The following is a 17,576-nucleotide window of genomic DNA, read 5'->3' on the forward strand; positions in this document are numbered from 1 at the left end:
GGCCGGCTATCACATCGCAATGTGAGCAACAAGCCTGCGCGAAGGTTAGACTGCGGTGCCAGCCTCTCCGCGCGCGGAGGCGCCGGCAACCGAGTGCCCGGTCTTCAGCACCACCTTGGTCCACTCGTTCTGGTTGTCGCGGAACTGGCGATAACCTTCCGCCGCTTCCTCGAGCGGAAGACGGTGCGAAATCAGGAACGTCGTGTCGAGCGCGCCGTCCTCGATCCTGGCGAGCAGATCCTTGATGTAGCGGTGGACGTGAGTTTGACCTGTGCGGATCTGCAGACCCTTCTCCATCATCGCGCCGGTCGGAAACTTGTCGGCGAGACCGCCATAGACGCCGGGGACCGAGACCCTGCCGCCCTTCCGGACCGCGAGGATGACTTCGCGCAGGACGTGGGCGCGGTCCGCGCCGACCCCGACCTTCTGCTTCAGGGTGTCGAACATGTTGTCGAGAGCGAAACCGTGTCCTTCCATGCCCACGGCATCGATCGCGCAGTCGACGCCGAGGCCGCCGGTCATCTCCATCAGCGCCTCGAGAACATGGCTCTCGCGGAAGTTGATCACCTCTGCGCCAAGGCCGCGCGCGAGTTCGAGACGGCGGGGATGATGGTCGATGGCGATGACCCGGGCCGCGCCCATGACGAGAGCCGACTGCACGGCGAACAGGCCGACCGGACCGCAGCCCCACACCGCGACCGTGTCTTCCGGCTCGATCTGTGCGTTGTCGGCTGCCATCCACCCGGTCGGCAGGATGTCGCTGAGGAACAGGACGCGATCGTCATCGAGGTGGTCCGGAACCACCAGAGGGCCGACGTCCGAGAACGGCACCCGGACATACTCCGCCTGACCGCCGGCGTACCCGCCGGTGAGGTGCGAATAGCCGAAGATGCCGGCCATGGCATGCCCGTAAAGCAGCTCGGTTGCGTCCTGCTTCTCGACGGGGTTGCTGTTGTCGCAGCAGGAAAATTCCTGCCGGTTGCAGAAGAAGCACGCACCGCAGGCGATCGGGAAGGGGACCACTACGCGCTGCCCCTTCCTCAGCGTGCTGGCGCTGCCGGTCTCCACGACCTCGCCCATGAATTCGTGGCCGAGGATGTCTCCCGCCTGCATGCCGGGTATGACGCCGTTGTACAGATGCAGATCGCTGCCGCAAATCGCGGTCGATGTGACCCTGATGATCGCGTCGCGCGGATTGACGATCTCTGGATCGTCCACGGTCTCGACCCGCACGTCGTGCGTTCCGTGCCAGGTGAGGGCGCGCATCAGTGGTTCTCCTGCTTGGCGGCGCGGGTCTCGTCCCTGCGCCGTGCCGAGGTGGCGATCTCACCGGTTTCGAGCAGCATCTTGAGCCGCTTCAGATCGTGGCGTGCCTGCACGGCCGGCTCGCGCTGGAACAGCTTGGCGATCAGCCGTCCCGCCTCGCCCGCCGGGGGCTTGTAGGCGATGATCAGCTGCACCTGCGTTCCGCGGTCGCCCGGCGCCTCGCGCAGCTTGAGGCGTCCCTCCGTGCGGATCTGCGACCCGTCCACGGAACGCCAGGCGATGAGCTCGTCCTGCTCTTCGCGGACGATCTCCGTCTCCACCTCGAACACCCGGTCGAGCGGTCCGCGGATCTTCCACACGTTGCGCCCGTCACCCTTCGGCTCGACAGCCTCGAGATTCTCCATGAAGGTCGGCAGGTTCTGGAAATCGCGGAAGAACCGGAAGATCTCGCTCCGCGGCTTGTTGATCGTTACCGACCGGCCGGTGACGGCGTACTCTCCGAACCCGCGCCGAGCGGTGTAGCCCGGGGCGCTGTCGGGATGCTCATGCCGCCGCTTGTCCCGCCCCATCAGCAAGGCGCCTAAAGCCAAGCCTCCGAGCGCCAGCCCGGCTCCCGCCAGTGTTGCCGCCACGCCCGCCTGTCTCGTGTTCATCATCGCACCTTCCGCTGCGTCGTGCCTCTACAAGCGGGAGAGGCCGACAATGTTCCGGCGCACGAGCGCGAAAGGGCGGAGCAGGCCCGCATCCCGGACCACGGCGCGCCGATGTGCCGCAGCGCCGGTTGCGTGTCAGGCCATGATTAAGGTGGATGGTGGACGCACTAGGGCTCGAACCTAGGACCCGCTGATTAAGAGTCAGCTGCTCTACCAACTGAGCTATGCGTCCATAGACGGCGTAAAATCGACTCGTCCGCGAGCGCGTATAGCGGGCGGGCGGCAAAAGGGAAGAGGCTGTCCGCAGGGCGTCAGGAAAGACCGCGCGGAGAGACGCGGGTGTTCCAGCGGTGGACCATCAGCAGCAGGCCGATGCAGATCATGACCGTCAGCAGCGCCGATCCGCCATGGCTGAGGAACGGCAGGGGGATGCCCACGACGGGCGCAAACCCCATGACCATCAGCAGGTTGACGGCGATGTAGAAGAAAATGGTCGCCACCGCGCCCGCCGCAATCAGGCGCCCGAGGCGATCCTCGCTCGAGAGGGCGACGGCAAAGCCCCAGCGCAGGATCAGCAGATACATCAGCAGGACGAACAGGCCTCCCGCGAGCCCCCATTCTTCGGCCATGGTTGCGAACACGAAATCGGTGTGCGGTTCCGGCAGGTAGTTGAGATGGCTCTGTGTGCCATTGCCGAACCCCTTGCCGAACCACCCGCCCGAACCGATCGCGATCTTGGACTGCGTGATGTGGTACCCCGCGCCCAGCGGATCAGCGCCGGGGTCGAAGAGGGTGGTGATCCGCCGTTGCTGGTAATCCTGCAGCAGGAAGAAAAAGGCGAGCGGAACGACCAGCGCGCCCGCCGCTCCCGCGCCGACGAACCAGCGCAGCGGCAGGCCGGCGAAGAACATGACCAGTCCGCCGCCGAACAGAATGGCCAGGGCGGTTCCCAGGTCCGGCTGGGTGAGCACGAGCATCACGGGCAGACCGATCATCACCAGCGGCGGAACGAGCGCCCGCCAGGTGTTCACCATCCCGACCGGCAGCGTCTCGAAGAACCGTGCCAGCACGACCACGATGGCGGCCTTCATCAGTTCCGAAGGCTGGAGCACGAGAGGACCGATGTTGATCCAGCGCTGGCTCCCGCCGCCGATCGCGCCCATGGCCTCCACCACCACCAGAAGCAGCAGCACGGCGACATAGGCCGGATAGGCGACAAGCCTCACGAAGCGGCGCGTCATGAACGAAAGGGCCAGCGCGACCAGCACGAACACGCCGAAACGGACGAGGTGTGAGGATGCATACGGGGTCATGGAACCGCCAGCGGCCGAGTGAAGCACGGCCGCCCCGAACAGCACGAGGAGAAGCAGCGGCACGAACAGCGACCACGGCTGGCGGCTGATCGGCTCGGGCACGATCCGGTTCATGGCTCCTCCACGAGCCCGGCAGCGGCGGATCCTGCGGCGGCGGCCGCGCTCCCGGTCGGAGCCGGCATGGTCGTCCCCGCCGGGGGCGCGGGGAGGCGCGACTCGGCCGATACGGGATCGACAGCCGCGGCCGCGTGGACGCGCGGCGCCGGCACGCTCTGGCCGGCCGCGGCCGCATACGCGCGGTACTGGGCGGCGAGGCGTTCCTGGGCTGTCCCGCCCCACTGCTTCTCGAGCGCCAGCAGCGCGTCCATGCCTTTCTGCGGGTCGAACAGATAGGTCATGACGTCGCGGGCGATGGGGTAGGCGGCGCCCGATCCGCCTCCATGCTCGATGACCACCGCACCTGCGTAGATCGGCTTGTCGAACGGTGCGAAGAAGATGAACAGGCCGTGGTCACGGTATTTCCACGGGCCGCTGCGCCCGTCCGAGATGTTCAGTCCGACCACCTGTGCCGTGCCGGTCTTGCCGGCCATGAGGACGTTGTCGAGCGGCAGCCGTCCGCGTCCGGCCGTCCCCGGTCCGTTGACGACGTCGCTCATCGCCTGCCGGATATACATCTTGTCCTGCTCGGACACGCCCATCGGAGCAAAGCGCGGCACGGTGTCCGAATACTCCAGGCGCGGCATGACCATTTCGGATGTCGCCAGCCGCGCGGCCATCACGGCAAGCTGGAGCGGGTTGGAGAGCATGTAGCCTTGCCCGATGGTCGCATTCACCGTGTCGAAGGGCTGCCACGGCTGCTTGAAGCGGCGCAGCTTCCAGGCGGGATCGGGAACGGTGCCGTAGAACTGCGTGGTGACCGGAAGATCAAACTTCTCGCCCATGCCGTAGCGGCGCGCCATCGCGCTGATCGGGTCCATGCCGATCGCCTGCGCGAAGTGATAGAAATACACGTCGCAGCTCTGGTACACGCCCTTGGCCATGTCGACCTGGCCATGGCCGCCGCGCTTCCAGCAGCGGAACACCCGGTTGCCGACGCGCAGGCCGCCGCCGCAGAACACCGTCTGTTCCGGCCGCAATCCCTGCTCCAGAAACGCCATCGACACCATCGGCTTCACCGTCGAGCCGGGCGGATAGAGCCCCTGCAGCACCTTGTTGCGCAAAGGCACGCGCTCATTCTCGCGCAGCATCGCGTATTCGATCCGGCCGATCCCGGCCGAAAAGCTGTTCGGGTCGAAGGACGGCATCGACGCCATGCACAGCAGGTCGCCCGTGCGGCAGTCCATGACCACCACCGATCCGCTCTCCAGTCCGATGCGGCGGGCGGCGTAATCCTGCAGCGGGCCGTCGATGGTGAGCTTCACCGGCGCGCCCTGCACATCCTCGCGCGTCGACAGGTCGCGAACGATCCGCCCCGAGGCGGTGACTTCCACGCGCCGGGCGCCGGGCACCCCGCGCAGGCGCTGCTCGAACACCTTCTCGAGCCCGTCCTTGCCGATCTTGAACCCCGGCGTGACGAGCAGTGGGTTGCGTTCCTTCTCGTAATCCTCGCGCGAGGCGGGCCCGACATAGCCGAGCAGATGGCCGACGCTGGGCCCGGTCGGAAAGTAGCGGGAGAACCCGCGCTGCGGCACCACCCCGTCAAGTTCGGGCAGGCGCACGCTGATGGCGGCGAACTGGTCGTAGGTCAGTCCCTGCGCGACTTCGACCGCCTGGAAGCCGCGCGCCTCGTCCATGCGCTGCAGCAGGTCGGCGCGGTCGGCCGCCGTCAGGCCGAGCACGTCGCTCAGCAGGCTGATCGCGCCTTCCCTGTCGGTCAGCCGTTCGGGGATGACGTCGACGCGGAAATCGGCCCGGTTGGAGGCAAGGGGAAGATCGTTGCGGTCGAGGATCCACCCGCGTCGCGGCGGGATCAGCGACAGGTTGACGCGGTTGCTCTCGGATTCCAGCTGGTAGCGCTCGTTCTCGAACACCGCGAGGTAGGTCATGCGCGCGGCGATGAGGACGCCGATGCCGCCCTGGAACGCGGCCAGCATCGCCGTGCGGCGGTCGAACCGGTCGCGCAGCGTCGCGGCCGTGATCAGCTCGCGCGGGCGCCGCCGCCTCATCATGCGCGCCGCCAGCGGCGCAGGCGCAGCCGGTCGAGAAAGGACACAAGACGCGCGGTCACAGGAACGGCAAGGATCGTCAGAACGAGTTGCGGCACCATGGCGACGAGAAGGGGCGGGCGCAGAATGGCTCCGGACAGGATCATGCCGGCGCCAAGATAGCAGATCAGCACGATGGCGGCGACGAGCCAGTCATGGGCAAAGCTGCGCCACGGGAAGCGGCGCTCCACAATCTCGAGCACGAGCATGGCCAGCGACCAGCTCATGATGGCGAAGCCGAACGGCTGGCCGCTGTACAGATCGTCCACGAGGCCGAGCGGCAGGCCCGACCATACCGGCAGCAATCCCGGACGGACGAGGCGCCAGGACAGGAACAGCAGGAAACCCGTGGGCGGCACCAGCGGCAGGGCTGTGGCGATGACCAGCGTGGGGACCATGGATGCGGCGATGACGCTCAGCCAGGGAACAAGGGTCGCCACCGCGACGGAATGGCGCCGCTCGATGGCACCCCGTGACGGTATGCGGCGGACGGAGGGTTCAGCGCGCTCCATCAGTCACCCGCCACGGGCGCCTCGACCTCGGCAAGCGCGGAGGCGGCTTCGGGCTTGAAGATCGGCTGCACCGCGACGAAGTCCGACACCGCCGGATCGCTGATCACCCGGGCGAGCGCGCCGTCGTCGGTCACCGTCTCGACGATGGCCACGGCGATGCCGGGCGTGAAGTAGCCGCCGGCGCCGCTGGTGACGAACACGTCACCCCTCTTGAGCGGGTTGAGACCCAGATTGATCAGCCTGATCCGCAGCAGGCTGTCGCCGCGCCCCTGCGCCATGGCCGTGCCTTCGCCGGTCACCAGCCGCACCGGAACCGCGCTTTCGGTGTCGGTGAGCAGCAGGACTCGCGCGCTGTCCCGCCCGGTTTCCAGCACCCGGCCCAGCAATCCGCGCGCCGTGCGCACCGCCATGCCGGGTTCCACCCCTTGGTCGGCGCCCACGCCGATGAAGCCGAACCGGCGCACGCTGGCGGCTGTCGATCCGATCATCCGGGTGATGGCGATGGGCGGCGCCTCGCTCTCCCGCAGTGCGATAAGGGAGCGCAGCCGGGCGTTCTCGCTGCGGACCGCCTCCGCCTCGGCAAGGCGGATCCGCGCGATTTCCACCTCGCGCCGCAGCCGCGCGTTCTGTGTTCCGGCGGCGTAATACCCGGACACGGCGTCGGCGACGGCCAGAACCCCCGTGCGCATGGTTGCAACGACACCGGTGAGCGGGCTGATGGCATCGGTGGCAATGCCCCGCGCGTCCGCGAACAGCAGGGGCCGAAGCAGCGATGCGAGGATCAGCGCCGCACCCAGCAGCGCGCCCACAACGGTGAGCGCGTAGCCGGTGAACAGGGACATGCGCGCCCGCTTGGAACTGCTGGATACCCGTGAACTGACAGGCACTCTGCCCAACCCTTGTCTGCAACAGGACCGGACCGTCGCGCGGCCCGGCCGCCTCCTCAACCGGAAGTCCGTCCCGCCCCGGTCCAGCCGGCGGGGCAGGGAACGCCTAGGCGGTCATCAGCACACCGCGATAGATCGGATCCTCCATCGCCCGCCCGGTGCCGAGCGCGACGCAGCTGAGCGGGTCCTCCGCGACGCTGACGGGCAGTCCCGTTTCCTCCCGCAGGAACTCGTCGAGACCGCTGATCAGCGCGCCGCCGCCGGTCAGCACGATGCCCTGATCGACGATGTCGGCGGCCAATTCCGGAGCCGTGTTCTCGAGCGCGATCCGCACGCCCTCGACAATGGCGCCGATCGGCTCGCTCATCGCTTCGGCGATGTGTCCCTGGTTGATGGTGATTTCCTTGGGCACGCCGTTGACCAGATCACGCCCCTTGAGCGTGATCTGCTCGCCGATGCCGTCTGCGGGCGCGCGGGCGATGCCATAGTCCTTCTTGATCCGCTCGGCCGTCGCGTCGCCGATCAGCAGGTTGTGGTGCCGGCGGACATAGGAGACGATGGCTTCGTCCATCTTGTCGCCTCCGGTGCGCACCGACGTGGTGTAGGCGAGGCCGCGCAGCGACAGCACCGCCACTTCGGTCGTGCCGCCGCCGATGTCGACGACCATGGAGCCGACCGGTTCGGTGACCGGCATGTCCGCCCCGATCGCCGCCGCCATCGGCTCGAGGATGAGGTAGACCTGCGTCGCACCCGCGTTCGACGCGGCGTCGCGGATGGCACGTTTCTCCACCGAGGTCGAACCCGACGGCACGCAGATGGTGATCTCGGGATAGCGCAGCAGGCTCTTGCGACCGTGGACCTTGCGGATGAAATGCTTGATCATCTCCTCCGCCACTTCGAGATCGGCGATCACGCCGTCGCGCAAGGGGCGGATCGCCTCGATGCTGTCCGGAGTCTTGCCCATCATCATCTTGGCGTCGTCGCCGACGGCCTTCACGCGCTTGACGCCGTTGATCGTCTCGAGCGCAACCACGCTCGGCTCGTTGAGCACGATTCCCTGATCCTGCACATAGACGAGCGTGTTGGCCGTGCCGAGATCGATGGCGATGTTCTGCGTGCCGAATTTCAACAGATTGGAGAAGAAGCCCATGGAAGGAGAGGTCCGTGCTGCGAGGTTGGCCGGAGCCGGGGCGGGAGTGACGAGCGACACCCACGCACGGCTCGGGGCTGTTGACGAACCTGTCCTCTAAAGAGACGTGGTGAAAATATCCAAAATTATCTTCCCTGCGGGTCATTTTTTCACAGGCGCGAGGGGGTCGGCCATCGCCCGGTCCGGCCGGTTCGCCTACACCATGCGCCATGTCGCTCATCCGCCGCCTGCCTGAGCATCTCATCAACTGCATCGCCGCCGGAGAAGTCGTCGAACGGCCTGCCGCGGCGCTGAAGGAGCTGGTGGAGAACGCCGTCGATGCCGGCGCGCGGACCATCGACATCGCCCTGGGCGAGGGCGGCCTGTCGCGCCTCGAGGTGGTGGACGACGGCTGCGGCATGGACCCGGACAGCATCGCCATGGCGTTCGAGCGCCACGCCACCTCCAAGCTGGCGCACGACCGGATCGAGCTTGTCGAAACACTGGGCTTTCGCGGCGAGGCTCTGCCCTCGATTGCCAGCGTCGCACGGGTCGAGATCTCCAGCCGGCCGCCTTCGGCCGGGGGCGGGTGGTTGCACACCGTCGATCACGGCGTCACCGTGGAGCGGCGGCCGGTGGGCACACCCCCGGGGACGCGGGTGCTCGTGACCAGCCTGTTCGCGCAGGCACCCGTGCGGCGGCAGTTCCTGCGCTCCGCCCGCAGCGAGTATGCGGCCTGTCTCGACGTTGTTCGCCGCATGGCGCTTGCGCGACCGGAGATCGGTTTCTCGCTGACCAGCGACTCGCGCCGCGTGTTCCGGGTGGCAGGGGGAGAGACGCTTGCGGAGCGCGCGGCGCGGCTGCTCGCGCGCGCGCTGGCGGAGGACGCCGTTCCCGTGGCGCTGAACCGGGGCAAGGTGGAGGTGAGGGGGCTGGCCGGCCTGCCGACGTTCAACCGCGGGATCGCCGATCACCAGTACGTGTTCGTGAACGGGCGGCCAGTGAAGGACCGGCTGCTCGCCGGAGCCATCCGCGGCGCCTATGCCGGGCTCGTCCCCCGCGACCGGCACGCGGTGCTGGTGCTGTTCGTCACCCTCCCGCCCGAGGAGGTCGACGTGAATGTTCATCCGGCCAAGACGCAGGTCCGGTTCCGCGATCCTGAACAAGTGCGCGGCCTTATCGTCTCCGGCCTGCGCGAGGCGCTGGCGACAGGCGACCGCAGAAGCGCGGCACCGTCGGGACTGACGGCCCACGCCCGCTGGATGCCGGCGCCTGCGGATTGCGTCCCCGAGGGCACCGCCCATTCCGCGCTGCGCGAGGAACGCCTGCCGTGGGACGATGGTGCCGCCCAGCCGCGCCTTCCGGTCGAGGCTGCGCCGATGGGCCGCGCCGACACCCCAGAACACGCGCCAGCCGCCGTTTCCGCCGAACACCCTCTTGGCGTGGCGCGCGGTCAGGTGGCGGACACGTTCATCATCGCCGAGGCGGCGGACGGGCTTGTCATCGTGGACCAGCACGCCGCCCACGAGCGGCTGGTCCTTGAACAGTTGCGCGCAGCGGGCGCGATGGAGGCGCTCGCCCGTTCGCAGACGCTGCTCATGCCGGTCGTCGTCGAGTTGCACGAGAACGAGTGCGACCGGCTGGAGGCGCGCGCAGACAGCTTCGCCCGGCTGGGCCTCCAGCTGGAGCGGTTCGGCCCGTCGGCCGTGCTCGTGCGCGGCATGCCGCATGCGCTTGCCGGCGCCGACCCGTCCGCGCTGGTGCGGGACCTGGCCGACAGCATTGCGCGCGAGGATGACGATCTTGCTCTTTCGGAGCGGCTGGAGCATGTGCTGGCCACCATGGCGTGTCACGGGTCCGTCCGCGCGGGGCGCAGCCTGACCGTCGCGGAGATGAACGCGATGCTGCGCACGATGGAGCGGACGCCGCGCTCGGGCCAGTGCAATCACGGGCGCCCGACCTGGGTGAAGTTGAGGATGCAGGACGTGTTCAAACTGTTCGAGCGGCGATGAGAGCGGCCGCGCTTGCCGGATGCGCCCTGTTGGCCGCATGTTCGGGCGCAAGCCCGCCGCAGGAGCAGGACGCCGAGGATGAACGCGCCATCGCCGCCGTGCGCGATGCGCAGCGCCCGCCTCCCGAGCCGCTCGACCTGCAGCCGATCACCTTTGCCGACATCGAGCGAGAGGATCTGTTCGGAGCCGGATGCGTCTTCATGCCCGACGGGAGCACCCGGACCCTTGCCCTTGCGCAGGTCGACAGGGGCGCGCTCAAGCTGGACGGGCGCGTCGTCCGCTTCGCGCCGGATGCGGGCAGCAGCGAGCATCCCTATGGCACACGCGCCCGCTACACCGGCCCGGCGCACAGCTTCCGCTTGACCATCGCCTCCGATGCCGGCCGGCAGAGCGGCTACGAGACGACCGACTATCCCGGCGAGCTCGAGGTGAGGGATCGCTACGACCGCGTCCTCATGCAGATGGCCGGGCGCGTGCAGTGCGGCGCCTGAGGCGGCGCTCAGTCCTCTGGCGCCTACGGATCCCGCACGCGGATCAGCCCGGTGGACACCATCTCCATCACCGTCTCTCCGTTCTGGTTCAGCACCGACAGGCGCGAGCGGTAAAGACCCATGTCGGGCCGCGACTGGCTCCGGCGCTTGTCGAGCACCTCGGATTCGCAGCGCAGCGTGTCGCCGGGATAGACCGGCTTGAGCCAGCGGAGCTGCTCGACGCCGGGCGAGCCAAGCCCGGCCTGCTGCCGGTCGGCCATCCGTTCGACGAGCATCCGCATGGTCATGGCGCAGGTATGCCAGCCGCTCGCCGACAGCCGGCCGAAATGAGTCGCCGCCGCCGCTTCGTCGTCGAGATGAAAGGGCTGGGGATCGTAAGCGGTGGCAAAGGCGATCACCTCGTCACGGGTCACGGCGTAGGAGCCGAAACGGTCACGCGACCCCACCTCGATGTCCTCGTAATGCTGCATGGCGGTGCTCCTAGTCTGCCTGCTTTCCCGGCCGGGGAAGCCGGTCCGTGTCAAGGTCGGGCACGATCCGGTAGCGGGCGAGGATGAGGCTGAAGACGCCGAAGACCATCAGTCCCAGCGCAAGGGCGACGAAGGCGATGTCGATGCCCGAGAGGCTTCGCAGCGCCTCGCCGAGCGTCAGCACTTCGCTGGTCCCTGCGTCCATGAAGCCGATCCGCACGAGTGACCAGCCGATGATGACGAACACGATGGTGCGAGCCGCATAGCCGATCGCGCCGAACACCCGCGTGTGCCGCGGAGCGTCGCCGGCGACGAATTGCATGAATGACCCCGTCATCGCCTCGCGCGCCTGCGCGGCGGCCGCGCCGAAGAAGGCGAGACCGAGCACGCCGATGGCCGTGTTGCCGAGCGGCATCGAACTGGCGGTGGCCGCGGCGTCGGCGGCGCCGTTTCCATCGGTTCCGGAGCCGCTGGCGAAGGTCCACGCCGTGTAGGCAAGAGCGAAGTGCCCGACCGCGCTGCCGAGATGGCCGAGCCGCTTCGCCCAGCCTTTCGCATCGGATCCGCTGTTCTCGATGTCGAAGAAAGGAGATGCAAGCCGGAACAGGGCATAGCCGACCAGTCCGACCACGAGCAGCAGCAGGAGCGGACGCCCCAGCGGCGCTTCCTCGATGGCGGCAAAGATGCCGTCGGTCCCCTGCGCGATGTGACGGGCGCTGAACAGCGCGATGCCGCCGAGGACGATGTACAGCACGGCGCGGGCGAAGAACCCGGCACGGACCAGCGCCTCGAACCGCGTGCCGCTTCTCTTCATCGCCCGCTCTCCGCGTCCGTCCGCCCGATCCTCACTGCGCGCGGGTCCGCTCACACGTTGAACTTGAACAGCATGACGTCGCCATCCTTCACCACGTAATCCTTGCCTTCCTGACGCAGCTTGCCGGCATCGCGTGCGCCCGCTTCGCCGTTCAGGGCGACATAGTCCTCGTAGGCGATGGTCTCGGCGCGGATGAAGCCGCGTTCGAAGTCGGAATGGATGACGCCCGCGGCCTGGGGCGCCTTTGATCCTTCGGCGAAGGTCCACGCCCGCGCTTCCTTGGGGCCGGCGGTGAAGAAGGTCTTCAGCCCGAGCAGCTTGTAGCCGGCGCGGATGACCCGCGACAGGCCGCTCTCCTCCAGTCCCATTTCGGCGAGAAACTCTGCCCGTTCTTGGGGCGGCATGGCGACCAGTTCCGCCTCGATTGCGGCGGAGACGATGACCGCCTCCGCGCCTTCGGCCGCGGCCTTGGCGAACACCTGCCTGCTGAAGTCGTTGCCTTCGGCCACGTCGCCTTCGGACACGTTGCAGACATACAGCACCGGCTTGGCGGTCAGCAGCTGCGCCTGGGCGAACAGCCGCGCCTCTTCCTCGTCCCTAGGCTCGGTCAGCCGCGCAGGCTTGCCGTCGCGCAGGAGATCCAGCGCCTGCCCCAGCACGCTGACCAGCGCCTTGGCCTCCTTGTCCCCGCCGGTCGCGCGGCGGCGGGCGTTCTCCACCCGCCGCTCAAGGCTGTCCATGTCCGCGAGCAGCAGCTCGGTCTCCACCACCTCCGCGTCGGCGACCGGATCGACACGGTTGGCGACGTGCTGGATGTCGTCGTCCTCGAAACAGCGCAGCACGTGAATGATGGCGTCAACCTCGCGGATGTTGCCAAGGAACTGGTTGCCGAGGCCTTCGCCCTTGGAGGCGCCTTTCACCAGCCCGGCGATGTCGACGAAGCCGAGTTGCGTCGGTATGACCTTGGCCGATTTGGCGATTGCGGCAATGCGTTCGAGCCGTTCATCGGGCACCGCGACCTGTCCGACATTCGGCTCGATCGTGCAGAAGGGATAATTGGCCGCCTGCGCCGCCTGCGTCTCGGTCAAGGCGTTGAACAGAGTCGACTTGCCGACGTTCGGCAGTCCCACGATCCCGCATCTGAACCCCATCTCGTTCCTTCTGCCTTCCCGGTCATGCTGCGCCGCCCGCTCGCGCGTGCCTGTGTGTCAGGACACTGTTGGCGGATGGCTGGGTGCGCGGCGTGCCGTAGCCGCGGAATAGCGGTCCCGCCAGCCTGTCAGACTCCGTGCACTGCGCGGATTGCGGGGCCGATGGCGGGCGAGCCGCCAAGCCATTCCACCTGGATGCGCGCCGAGACCTCGTTGATGGCCGTCTGCGGAACAGTGCCGGCGCTGACCGGCGTGCGCAGCGGACGCGAACCCGCAGGCATGGCAATGATGCTGGCGATGGCGCGCGGCACGTCCATCGGGTCGGCGGTGCGCCCCGAACCGTCCTCGGTGCCCATGCGCTCGACGACTTGCCAATACCCGTCGGCGTGACGAGGCTCGATCCGTTCGCGCAAGGCACCGGTGTAACGGTTGCGGTTGCGCCACACATCCGTCGGATAGCCGCCGGGCTGCACGATGGCGACCTCGATCCCGTGCATGGCGACTTCGTAGGCCAGGGCTTCGCTCATTGCTTCCAGGGCAAACTTGGTGGCGGAGTAGTGGCCGCTGAACGGCGCGATGACCCGGCCGAGCTGGCTCGAAATGGGGATGATGAGGCCCCGCCGTCGCGCCCGCATGGCCGGAAGGACGGCGCGGGCGAGCCGATGGCAGCCATACACGTTCGTGTCGAAGGCGAGTTTCGTCGCCTCCATGTCCTGCACTTCGACCGGGCCGGAGATGCCGATGCCAGCGTTGTTGACCAGCACGTCCAGCGCCCCGCCGGCGAGCCGTTCGGCCTCCGCCACCGCCGCGGCGACCTGCTCGTCGCTGGTCACGTCGAGGTCGAGAACGGTGATGTCGAGCCCGTCACGCGCCGCGAGCGCGCGCAGCGTGTCCGCCTCGGGTCGGGGCAGGCCGCGCATGGTGGCGAACACCTTTGCGCCCAGCCTTGCATAGTGCTCCGCGCCAAGACGCCCGAAGCCGGAGGAGCAACCGGTGATCAGGATCGAAGTGCCCTTGAGGTCCGGCTGCCCCTCCGACCAGGGCGCGCCGGCGAAGGCGGCATGGGCGGTGGCAAGCGACCCGGCGGCTGCGGCCCCGGCGAGCAGGCTGCGGCGGCTGACTTTCGGCAAGACTGGTCTCCTTTTTGGATGATCCTACGCCGGTGAAGCCCGCCCGCACAACCTGAGGAGGGATCATTCGTCCTGGAGCCGCCGCGACACCTCGCTCATGAACCGGGCATCGTCGCCCGCCGCCAGCCAGGGCGCCTCCGCGGCGATGGCCGCCAGCATGTCTGTCAGCGCGTCGATCTCGCCCCGGGCATAGTTCCCGAGGACGTGTCCGGTGACGCGCTCCTTGCTTCCCGGATGGCCGATGCCGATGCGCACCCGCCTGAACTCTGGCCCGAGATGCTGGTCGATCGACCGCAGGCCGTTGTGGCCGGCGAGACCGCCCCCGACGCGGACCTTGACCTTGCCGGGGGCCAGATCAAGCTCGTCGTGAAAAACGGTAAGGGCGTCCACCGGCAGTTTGTAGAACCGCAACGCCTCGGCCACGGCACGGCCGGACTCGTTCATGAAGGTGGCCGGCTTGAGCAGGACAATGCGGACATCTGCGATCCGTCCCTCCTGTACCCAGCCGGCAAATTTCTTCTGCACCGGCCCGAATGCGTGCATCTCCGCGATCACGTCACAGGCCATGAAGCCGACATTGTGGCGGTTCAGAGCATAGCGCGGACCCGGATTGCCCAGACCGGCCCAGATCTGCATGAGGATGCCTCACATTGAACGCGGCGCCGCCGCGGTGGGTTGCCGTTGACCGGTTAGCAGGGCGGGGGGGGCGGCGCCGGCCGGCGAACGGCCGCGCGCCACCCTACTGGAAGGTTGAAGCCCGGCTCAGCCCTGTTCGCCCTCGACCGCAGCGGCTTCGTCAGCACCGCTCTCGGCATCGCTGCTCTTGAGCGCCGAGGGAGCGACCAGCGTGGCGATGGTGAAGTCGCGATCGGTGATGGCGCTGCTCGTTCCTTCAGGAAGCGTGACGTCGCTGATGTGGATCGAGTCGCCAACGTCGCGGCCGGTGACGTCGATCGTCACTTCGGCCGGGATGTTGTCCGCGCTGCAGATCAGCTGCACCTCGTGCCGCACGATGTTGAGCACGCCGCCCTTCTTGAGCCCCGGCGATGCGTCCTCGTTCACGAACACCACGGGCACGGCCACCTCGATCTGCGCGTCGCCCGACAGGCGGAAGAAATCGACATGGAGCGGCCGGTCCTTGACCGGATGAAGAGCGACGTCCTTGGGGATGGTGCGGATGGTTTCACCGCCCAGAGCGATCTCCACGACCGAGTTCATGAAATGGCCGGTGTTCAGCTGGCGGACCAGTTCCTTTTCCTCGACATGGATCGCGCGGGGTTCCTCCCGGCCGCCGTAGATCACGGCGGGGACGCGGCCTTCGCGGCGCAGTGCGCGGGAGGCTCCCTTGCCTGCCCGCTCGCGCGCCTCGGCCGGCAAGCTCAGAGCGTCGCTCATCGTCTTTACCTTTCGAATGCTTGATTGCTGTCAGCCATGCCGCTCCGCCTCCAGGGATGACCAGAACGGCACGCCCCGGCGCCCTACCTGCCGGCGGCGCCGTTGGCAAGGCGAGGGCAGGAAGGCGCGTTCAGCGCGGCGCCACCACCCGGCGCTGCTTCAGAATGTCCTGCACGCTGTTCTGCCCGGCGAGATGCCCAGCGCCGACGGCCATGAACACGACTCCCGGCTGCTCGAGGCGGGCGGCGATCCAGTCGGCCCAGTTGCGGTTGCGGGCATACAGAAGGCGCTCGGCAAGGTCGCTGTTCTGCTGAAGCGATTCGTTCATGATCGCCGCCAGACCGTCGGCGTCGCCCGCGGTCCATGCCGCGACCATGCGGTCCAGCATCGGCCTGATGTCGTCGGCCTGCTGCGCCACCTCGATGAGATAGGCGATCTGCGCGTCCTGCGGCATGGAGTCGAAGACGTTGATCTGGAATTCGACCGTCTCGAGAGCGGCGCGCTGGATGTGCGGGCCGGCCTGCGCCTCCAGCACCTTCTCGACGCCGCTGTCGGGGGTGTAGCCCTGCTGCACCAGCGGCAGGAGAGACAGGGTCATCGCCGCCATCCAGGGCTTGAACTGGTCGAAGGCGGCGGCCGGAATGCCCAGCTTCTGCAGCGCCCCTTCGTACGCCACGCGCTGCTCGTCAGTGAGCAGGCCGCGCAAGGTCTGCCCCTGAGGCAGCATGCCGCGGGCCATCATCTGCTGCTGCATGGCGGCGTCGGTCATTTCGGACGAAAGGATCTCGGTGACCATGACGTCCGAGGACGCGAGCGCATCGCGGATCGCCGGGGTCATCCACTGCGCCGTCGTCGGGAGCAGGTGCACGGTCCCGAAGAGAAAGATGGTCGTGTCCGCGTCCGCCACCTTCCACAAGGCGGGGCCGGTGGTCTGCACCCGCTCCACCGCCGCGCCCGCCGGCGCCGGTCGGACAGTGGTGCCTGTGGCACGCTGATCGACGGTGGACGCGGTGCAACCCTGAAGCGAGACGATCAGGGCTGCGCCTGCGAGCAACGACGTGATTCTCTTCATGTTCAAACTCCTCGGGGGAAGGGGCAACGAAAGAACGCTTACCTGAGGCCCAGCTTGCGCAGGAAGTAAGCCAGAAACATGACGGCGGTCGTGCCGCCCCACAGCAGCCAGTTGTTCACTGGCGGAGCGAGGCCGAACTGATGCAGGCTGTTCCAGATGGAAAACCCGCGAAGAAGACGGAAAAGCCGATCAATCCCGCCCACAGGTTGTCCAGCAGGTCGAGTTCATCGACACGGCGCAGGTAATCGCGGGTGAACCAGGTGAAGGCAAGCAGGAAGGCCGCTGTCGTGCCATAGATCAGTCCGCGTGGCAGAGTGCCCTGTGCCACCAGCGCGCCAAGATATCCGCTCGCCATGCCTGCCACCAAGGCGACAGCGAAGGCCAGCAGGCAATAGCGGGCGAATTTTCGCCGCCGCGATCGCAGCCGTTCTTCTCCGGTCGGTGGCGTCATGTCAGTGGCCGTCATCGAAAATCTCCTCAATCGGCAGGTCGAACAGGCGCGCGATGCGGAAAGCGAGGGGCAGGGACGGGTCGTGCTTCCCCGTCTCGATCGCGTTCACCGCCTGTCGCGACACGTCGAGCCGGCCGGCAAGTTCTGCCTGGCTCCAGTTGCGTTCTGCGCGCAGCACCTTGAGCCGGTTTTTCAAGCCCGGTCTCTCAGCCACGTCGCGAGAAAACCCACGAAGAAGGCGAACATGGCGAGCGGCGTCGCGATGTCGGGCCAGTCGCGCGTCTTGGCTGCACCGCGCAGCCCGTCAATAAGACCCTCCAACGCCGGGGCGAGGAGGAACGCCACGACGAGAACCGCAAACGAGAACGAGGTTCCCGCCACCCACAGCCGCTGGATATATTCATCTCGCAACTTCCTGCGCAGCAATATGAACAGGCTGACGAGGAGCATTCCGACCGGCAGGCCTTTGAGTACGTCCGGCCAATTGAACAGTCGAGCGAGCCAGAAGAGGACGATTGCAGCCGCGCCCATCCAAGCCATGGCCATATACAGTTTCGCTCGTTTCTCAGCCGTCACAAACACCTCGTGTCAGGTTTCCATGACGTATTGTCGCGATTCGCTTACGC

Annotated in this window: 19 protein-coding genes and 1 tRNA gene; 2 read left to right on the top strand and 18 right to left on the bottom strand. The window is 67.6% G+C overall.

The window, feature by feature from the left end; all coding sequences use genetic code 11:
• Positions 1-45: 45 nt before the first annotated feature.
• The 8 genes from ETO60_RS06450 to ETO60_RS06485 all read right to left on the bottom strand — a co-directional run bounded on the left by ETO60_RS06450 (position 46) and on the right by ETO60_RS06485 (position 7,985).
• On the bottom strand, positions 46-1,266 hold the full coding sequence (locus ETO60_RS06450) for a zinc-dependent alcohol dehydrogenase (RefSeq protein ID WP_130003866.1): 1,221 nt from the start codon (positions 1,264-1,266) through the stop codon (positions 46-48).
• On the bottom strand, positions 1,266-1,919 hold the full coding sequence (locus ETO60_RS06455) for an SRPBCC family protein (protein WP_234026367.1): 654 nt from the start codon (positions 1,917-1,919) through the stop codon (positions 1,266-1,268). The genes ETO60_RS06450 and ETO60_RS06455 overlap by 1 nt, the downstream gene beginning before the upstream one ends.
• A 156-nt stretch (positions 1,920-2,075) precedes the next feature.
• Positions 2,076-2,151 (bottom strand) — tRNA-Lys (locus ETO60_RS06460).
• 79 nt (positions 2,152-2,230) lie between these two features.
• Positions 2,231-3,346: a rod shape-determining protein RodA gene (rodA, locus tag ETO60_RS06465; protein WP_130003870.1), complete on the bottom strand. Its 1,116-nt coding sequence runs from the start codon at positions 3,344-3,346 to the stop codon at positions 2,231-2,233.
• Positions 3,343-5,397, bottom strand: a complete 2,055-nt coding sequence (mrdA, locus tag ETO60_RS06470) for a penicillin-binding protein 2 (RefSeq protein WP_130004625.1) — start codon at positions 5,395-5,397, stop codon at positions 3,343-3,345. The genes rodA and mrdA overlap by 4 nt, the downstream gene beginning before the upstream one ends.
• Positions 5,397-5,948, bottom strand: coding sequence for a rod shape-determining protein MreD (locus tag ETO60_RS06475; protein ID WP_130003872.1), 552 nt, complete (start codon positions 5,946-5,948; stop codon positions 5,397-5,399). Before ETO60_RS06475 ends, mrdA begins: the two co-directional genes overlap by 1 nt.
• Entirely contained in the window at positions 5,948-6,790 is an 843-nt protein-coding gene (mreC, locus tag ETO60_RS06480; RefSeq protein ID WP_130003874.1) for a rod shape-determining protein MreC, read from the bottom strand. Before mreC ends, ETO60_RS06475 begins: the two co-directional genes overlap by 1 nt.
• A 151-nt stretch (positions 6,791-6,941) precedes the next feature.
• Positions 6,942-7,985 carry a rod shape-determining protein gene (locus tag ETO60_RS06485; protein WP_130003876.1) on the bottom strand — a complete coding sequence of 348 codons (1,044 nt, stop codon included), beginning with the start codon at positions 7,983-7,985 and terminating at the stop codon, positions 6,942-6,944.
• Between the two features lie 209 nt (positions 7,986-8,194).
• Between ETO60_RS06485 and mutL the strand changes: the two genes are divergently transcribed.
• Positions 8,195-9,976, top strand: a complete 1,782-nt coding sequence (gene mutL / locus ETO60_RS06490) for a DNA mismatch repair endonuclease MutL (protein WP_130003878.1) — start codon at positions 8,195-8,197, stop codon at positions 9,974-9,976.
• 29 nt (positions 9,977-10,005) lie between these two features.
• Positions 10,006-10,467, top strand: coding sequence for a hypothetical protein (locus ETO60_RS06495; RefSeq protein WP_145963482.1), 462 nt, complete (start codon positions 10,006-10,008; stop codon positions 10,465-10,467).
• A gap of 23 nt (positions 10,468-10,490) precedes the next feature.
• Here the strand turns inward: ETO60_RS06495 and ETO60_RS06500 are convergent, their stop codons facing one another.
• The 10 genes from ETO60_RS06500 to ETO60_RS06545 form a co-directional block, all read right to left on the bottom strand.
• Positions 10,491-10,937 carry a MaoC family dehydratase gene (locus ETO60_RS06500; protein WP_130003882.1) on the bottom strand — a complete coding sequence of 149 codons (447 nt, stop codon included), beginning with the start codon at positions 10,935-10,937 and terminating at the stop codon, positions 10,491-10,493.
• A gap of 10 nt (positions 10,938-10,947) precedes the next feature.
• The gene (locus ETO60_RS06505; protein ID WP_130003884.1) at positions 10,948-11,751 is read right to left on the bottom strand and encodes a DUF1206 domain-containing protein; all 804 of its coding nucleotides are present in this window, start codon (positions 11,749-11,751) and stop codon (positions 10,948-10,950) included.
• 50 nt (positions 11,752-11,801) lie between these two features.
• Positions 11,802-12,902: a redox-regulated ATPase YchF gene (gene ychF / locus ETO60_RS06510; RefSeq protein ID WP_130003886.1), complete on the bottom strand. Its 1,101-nt coding sequence runs from the start codon at positions 12,900-12,902 to the stop codon at positions 11,802-11,804.
• Positions 12,903-13,030: 128 nt separating this feature from the next.
• On the bottom strand, positions 13,031-14,032 hold the full coding sequence (locus tag ETO60_RS06515) for an SDR family NAD(P)-dependent oxidoreductase (protein ID WP_130003888.1): 1,002 nt from the start codon (positions 14,030-14,032) through the stop codon (positions 13,031-13,033).
• Between the two features lie 63 nt (positions 14,033-14,095).
• Positions 14,096-14,668 carry an aminoacyl-tRNA hydrolase gene (gene pth, locus ETO60_RS06520; RefSeq protein WP_130003890.1) on the bottom strand — a complete coding sequence of 191 codons (573 nt, stop codon included), beginning with the start codon at positions 14,666-14,668 and terminating at the stop codon, positions 14,096-14,098.
• A 126-nt stretch (positions 14,669-14,794) separates the two neighbouring features.
• Positions 14,795-15,427 (bottom strand): 50S ribosomal protein L25/general stress protein Ctc, encoded by a 633-nt coding sequence (locus ETO60_RS06525; RefSeq protein ID WP_130003892.1) that lies wholly within the window; start codon positions 15,425-15,427, stop codon positions 14,795-14,797.
• Positions 15,428-15,557: 130 nt separating this feature from the next.
• Entirely contained in the window at positions 15,558-16,499 is a 942-nt protein-coding gene (locus ETO60_RS06530) for a TraB/GumN family protein (protein WP_130003894.1), read from the bottom strand.
• 115 nt (positions 16,500-16,614) lie between these two features.
• A complete protein-coding gene (locus ETO60_RS06535; RefSeq protein WP_130003896.1) occupies positions 16,615-16,965 on the bottom strand; it encodes a hypothetical protein in 351 nt (116 codons plus the stop codon).
• Positions 16,952-17,146: a helix-turn-helix transcriptional regulator gene (locus ETO60_RS06540; protein WP_130004627.1), complete on the bottom strand. Its 195-nt coding sequence runs from the start codon at positions 17,144-17,146 to the stop codon at positions 16,952-16,954. The genes ETO60_RS06535 and ETO60_RS06540 overlap by 14 nt, the downstream gene beginning before the upstream one ends.
• Entirely contained in the window at positions 17,143-17,526 is a 384-nt protein-coding gene (locus tag ETO60_RS06545) for a hypothetical protein (RefSeq protein WP_165362131.1), read from the bottom strand. The genes ETO60_RS06540 and ETO60_RS06545 overlap by 4 nt, the downstream gene beginning before the upstream one ends.
• Between the last annotated feature and the right edge of the window lie 50 nt (positions 17,527-17,576).

It is taken from the genome of Qipengyuania thermophila, from assembly GCF_004153605.1.
Classification (GTDB): Bacteria; Pseudomonadota; Alphaproteobacteria; order Sphingomonadales; family Sphingomonadaceae; genus Qipengyuania_B; species Qipengyuania_B thermophila.

Excerpts from the sequence above, each read along its gene's own strand:
- mutL (WP_130003878.1), top strand. The coding sequence starts at position 8,195 with ATGTCGCTCATCCGCCGCCTGCCTGAGCATCTCATCAACTGCATCGCC.
- ETO60_RS06530 (WP_130003894.1), bottom strand. The coding sequence starts at position 16,499 with ATGAAGAGAATCACGTCGTTGCTCGCAGGCGCAGCCCTGATCGTCTCG.
- ETO60_RS06505 (WP_130003884.1), bottom strand. The coding sequence starts at position 11,751 with ATGAAGAGAAGCGGCACGCGGTTCGAGGCGCTGGTCCGTGCCGGGTTC.
- mrdA (WP_130004625.1), bottom strand. The coding sequence starts at position 5,397 with ATGAGGCGGCGGCGCCCGCGCGAGCTGATCACGGCCGCGACGCTGCGC.
- ETO60_RS06485 (WP_130003876.1), bottom strand. The coding sequence starts at position 7,985 with ATGGGCTTCTTCTCCAATCTGTTGAAATTCGGCACGCAGAACATCGCC.
- ychF (WP_130003886.1), bottom strand. The coding sequence starts at position 12,902 with ATGGGGTTCAGATGCGGGATCGTGGGACTGCCGAACGTCGGCAAGTCG.
- pth (WP_130003890.1), bottom strand. The coding sequence starts at position 14,668 with ATGCAGATCTGGGCCGGTCTGGGCAATCCGGGTCCGCGCTATGCTCTG.
- mreC (WP_130003874.1), bottom strand. The coding sequence starts at position 6,790 with ATGTCCCTGTTCACCGGCTACGCGCTCACCGTTGTGGGCGCGCTGCTG.
- ETO60_RS06525 (WP_130003892.1), bottom strand. The coding sequence starts at position 15,427 with ATGAGCGACGCTCTGAGCTTGCCGGCCGAGGCGCGCGAGCGGGCAGGC.
- ETO60_RS06535 (WP_130003896.1), bottom strand. The coding sequence starts at position 16,965 with ATGACGGCCACTGACATGACGCCACCGACCGGAGAAGAACGGCTGCGA.
- ETO60_RS06500 (WP_130003882.1), bottom strand. The coding sequence starts at position 10,937 with ATGCAGCATTACGAGGACATCGAGGTGGGGTCGCGTGACCGTTTCGGC.
- ETO60_RS06475 (WP_130003872.1), bottom strand. The coding sequence starts at position 5,948 with ATGGAGCGCGCTGAACCCTCCGTCCGCCGCATACCGTCACGGGGTGCC.
- rodA (WP_130003870.1), bottom strand. The coding sequence starts at position 3,346 with ATGAACCGGATCGTGCCCGAGCCGATCAGCCGCCAGCCGTGGTCGCTG.
- ETO60_RS06450 (WP_130003866.1), bottom strand. The coding sequence starts at position 1,266 with ATGCGCGCCCTCACCTGGCACGGAACGCACGACGTGCGGGTCGAGACC.
- ETO60_RS06455 (WP_234026367.1), bottom strand. The coding sequence starts at position 1,919 with ATGAACACGAGACAGGCGGGCGTGGCGGCAACACTGGCGGGAGCCGGG.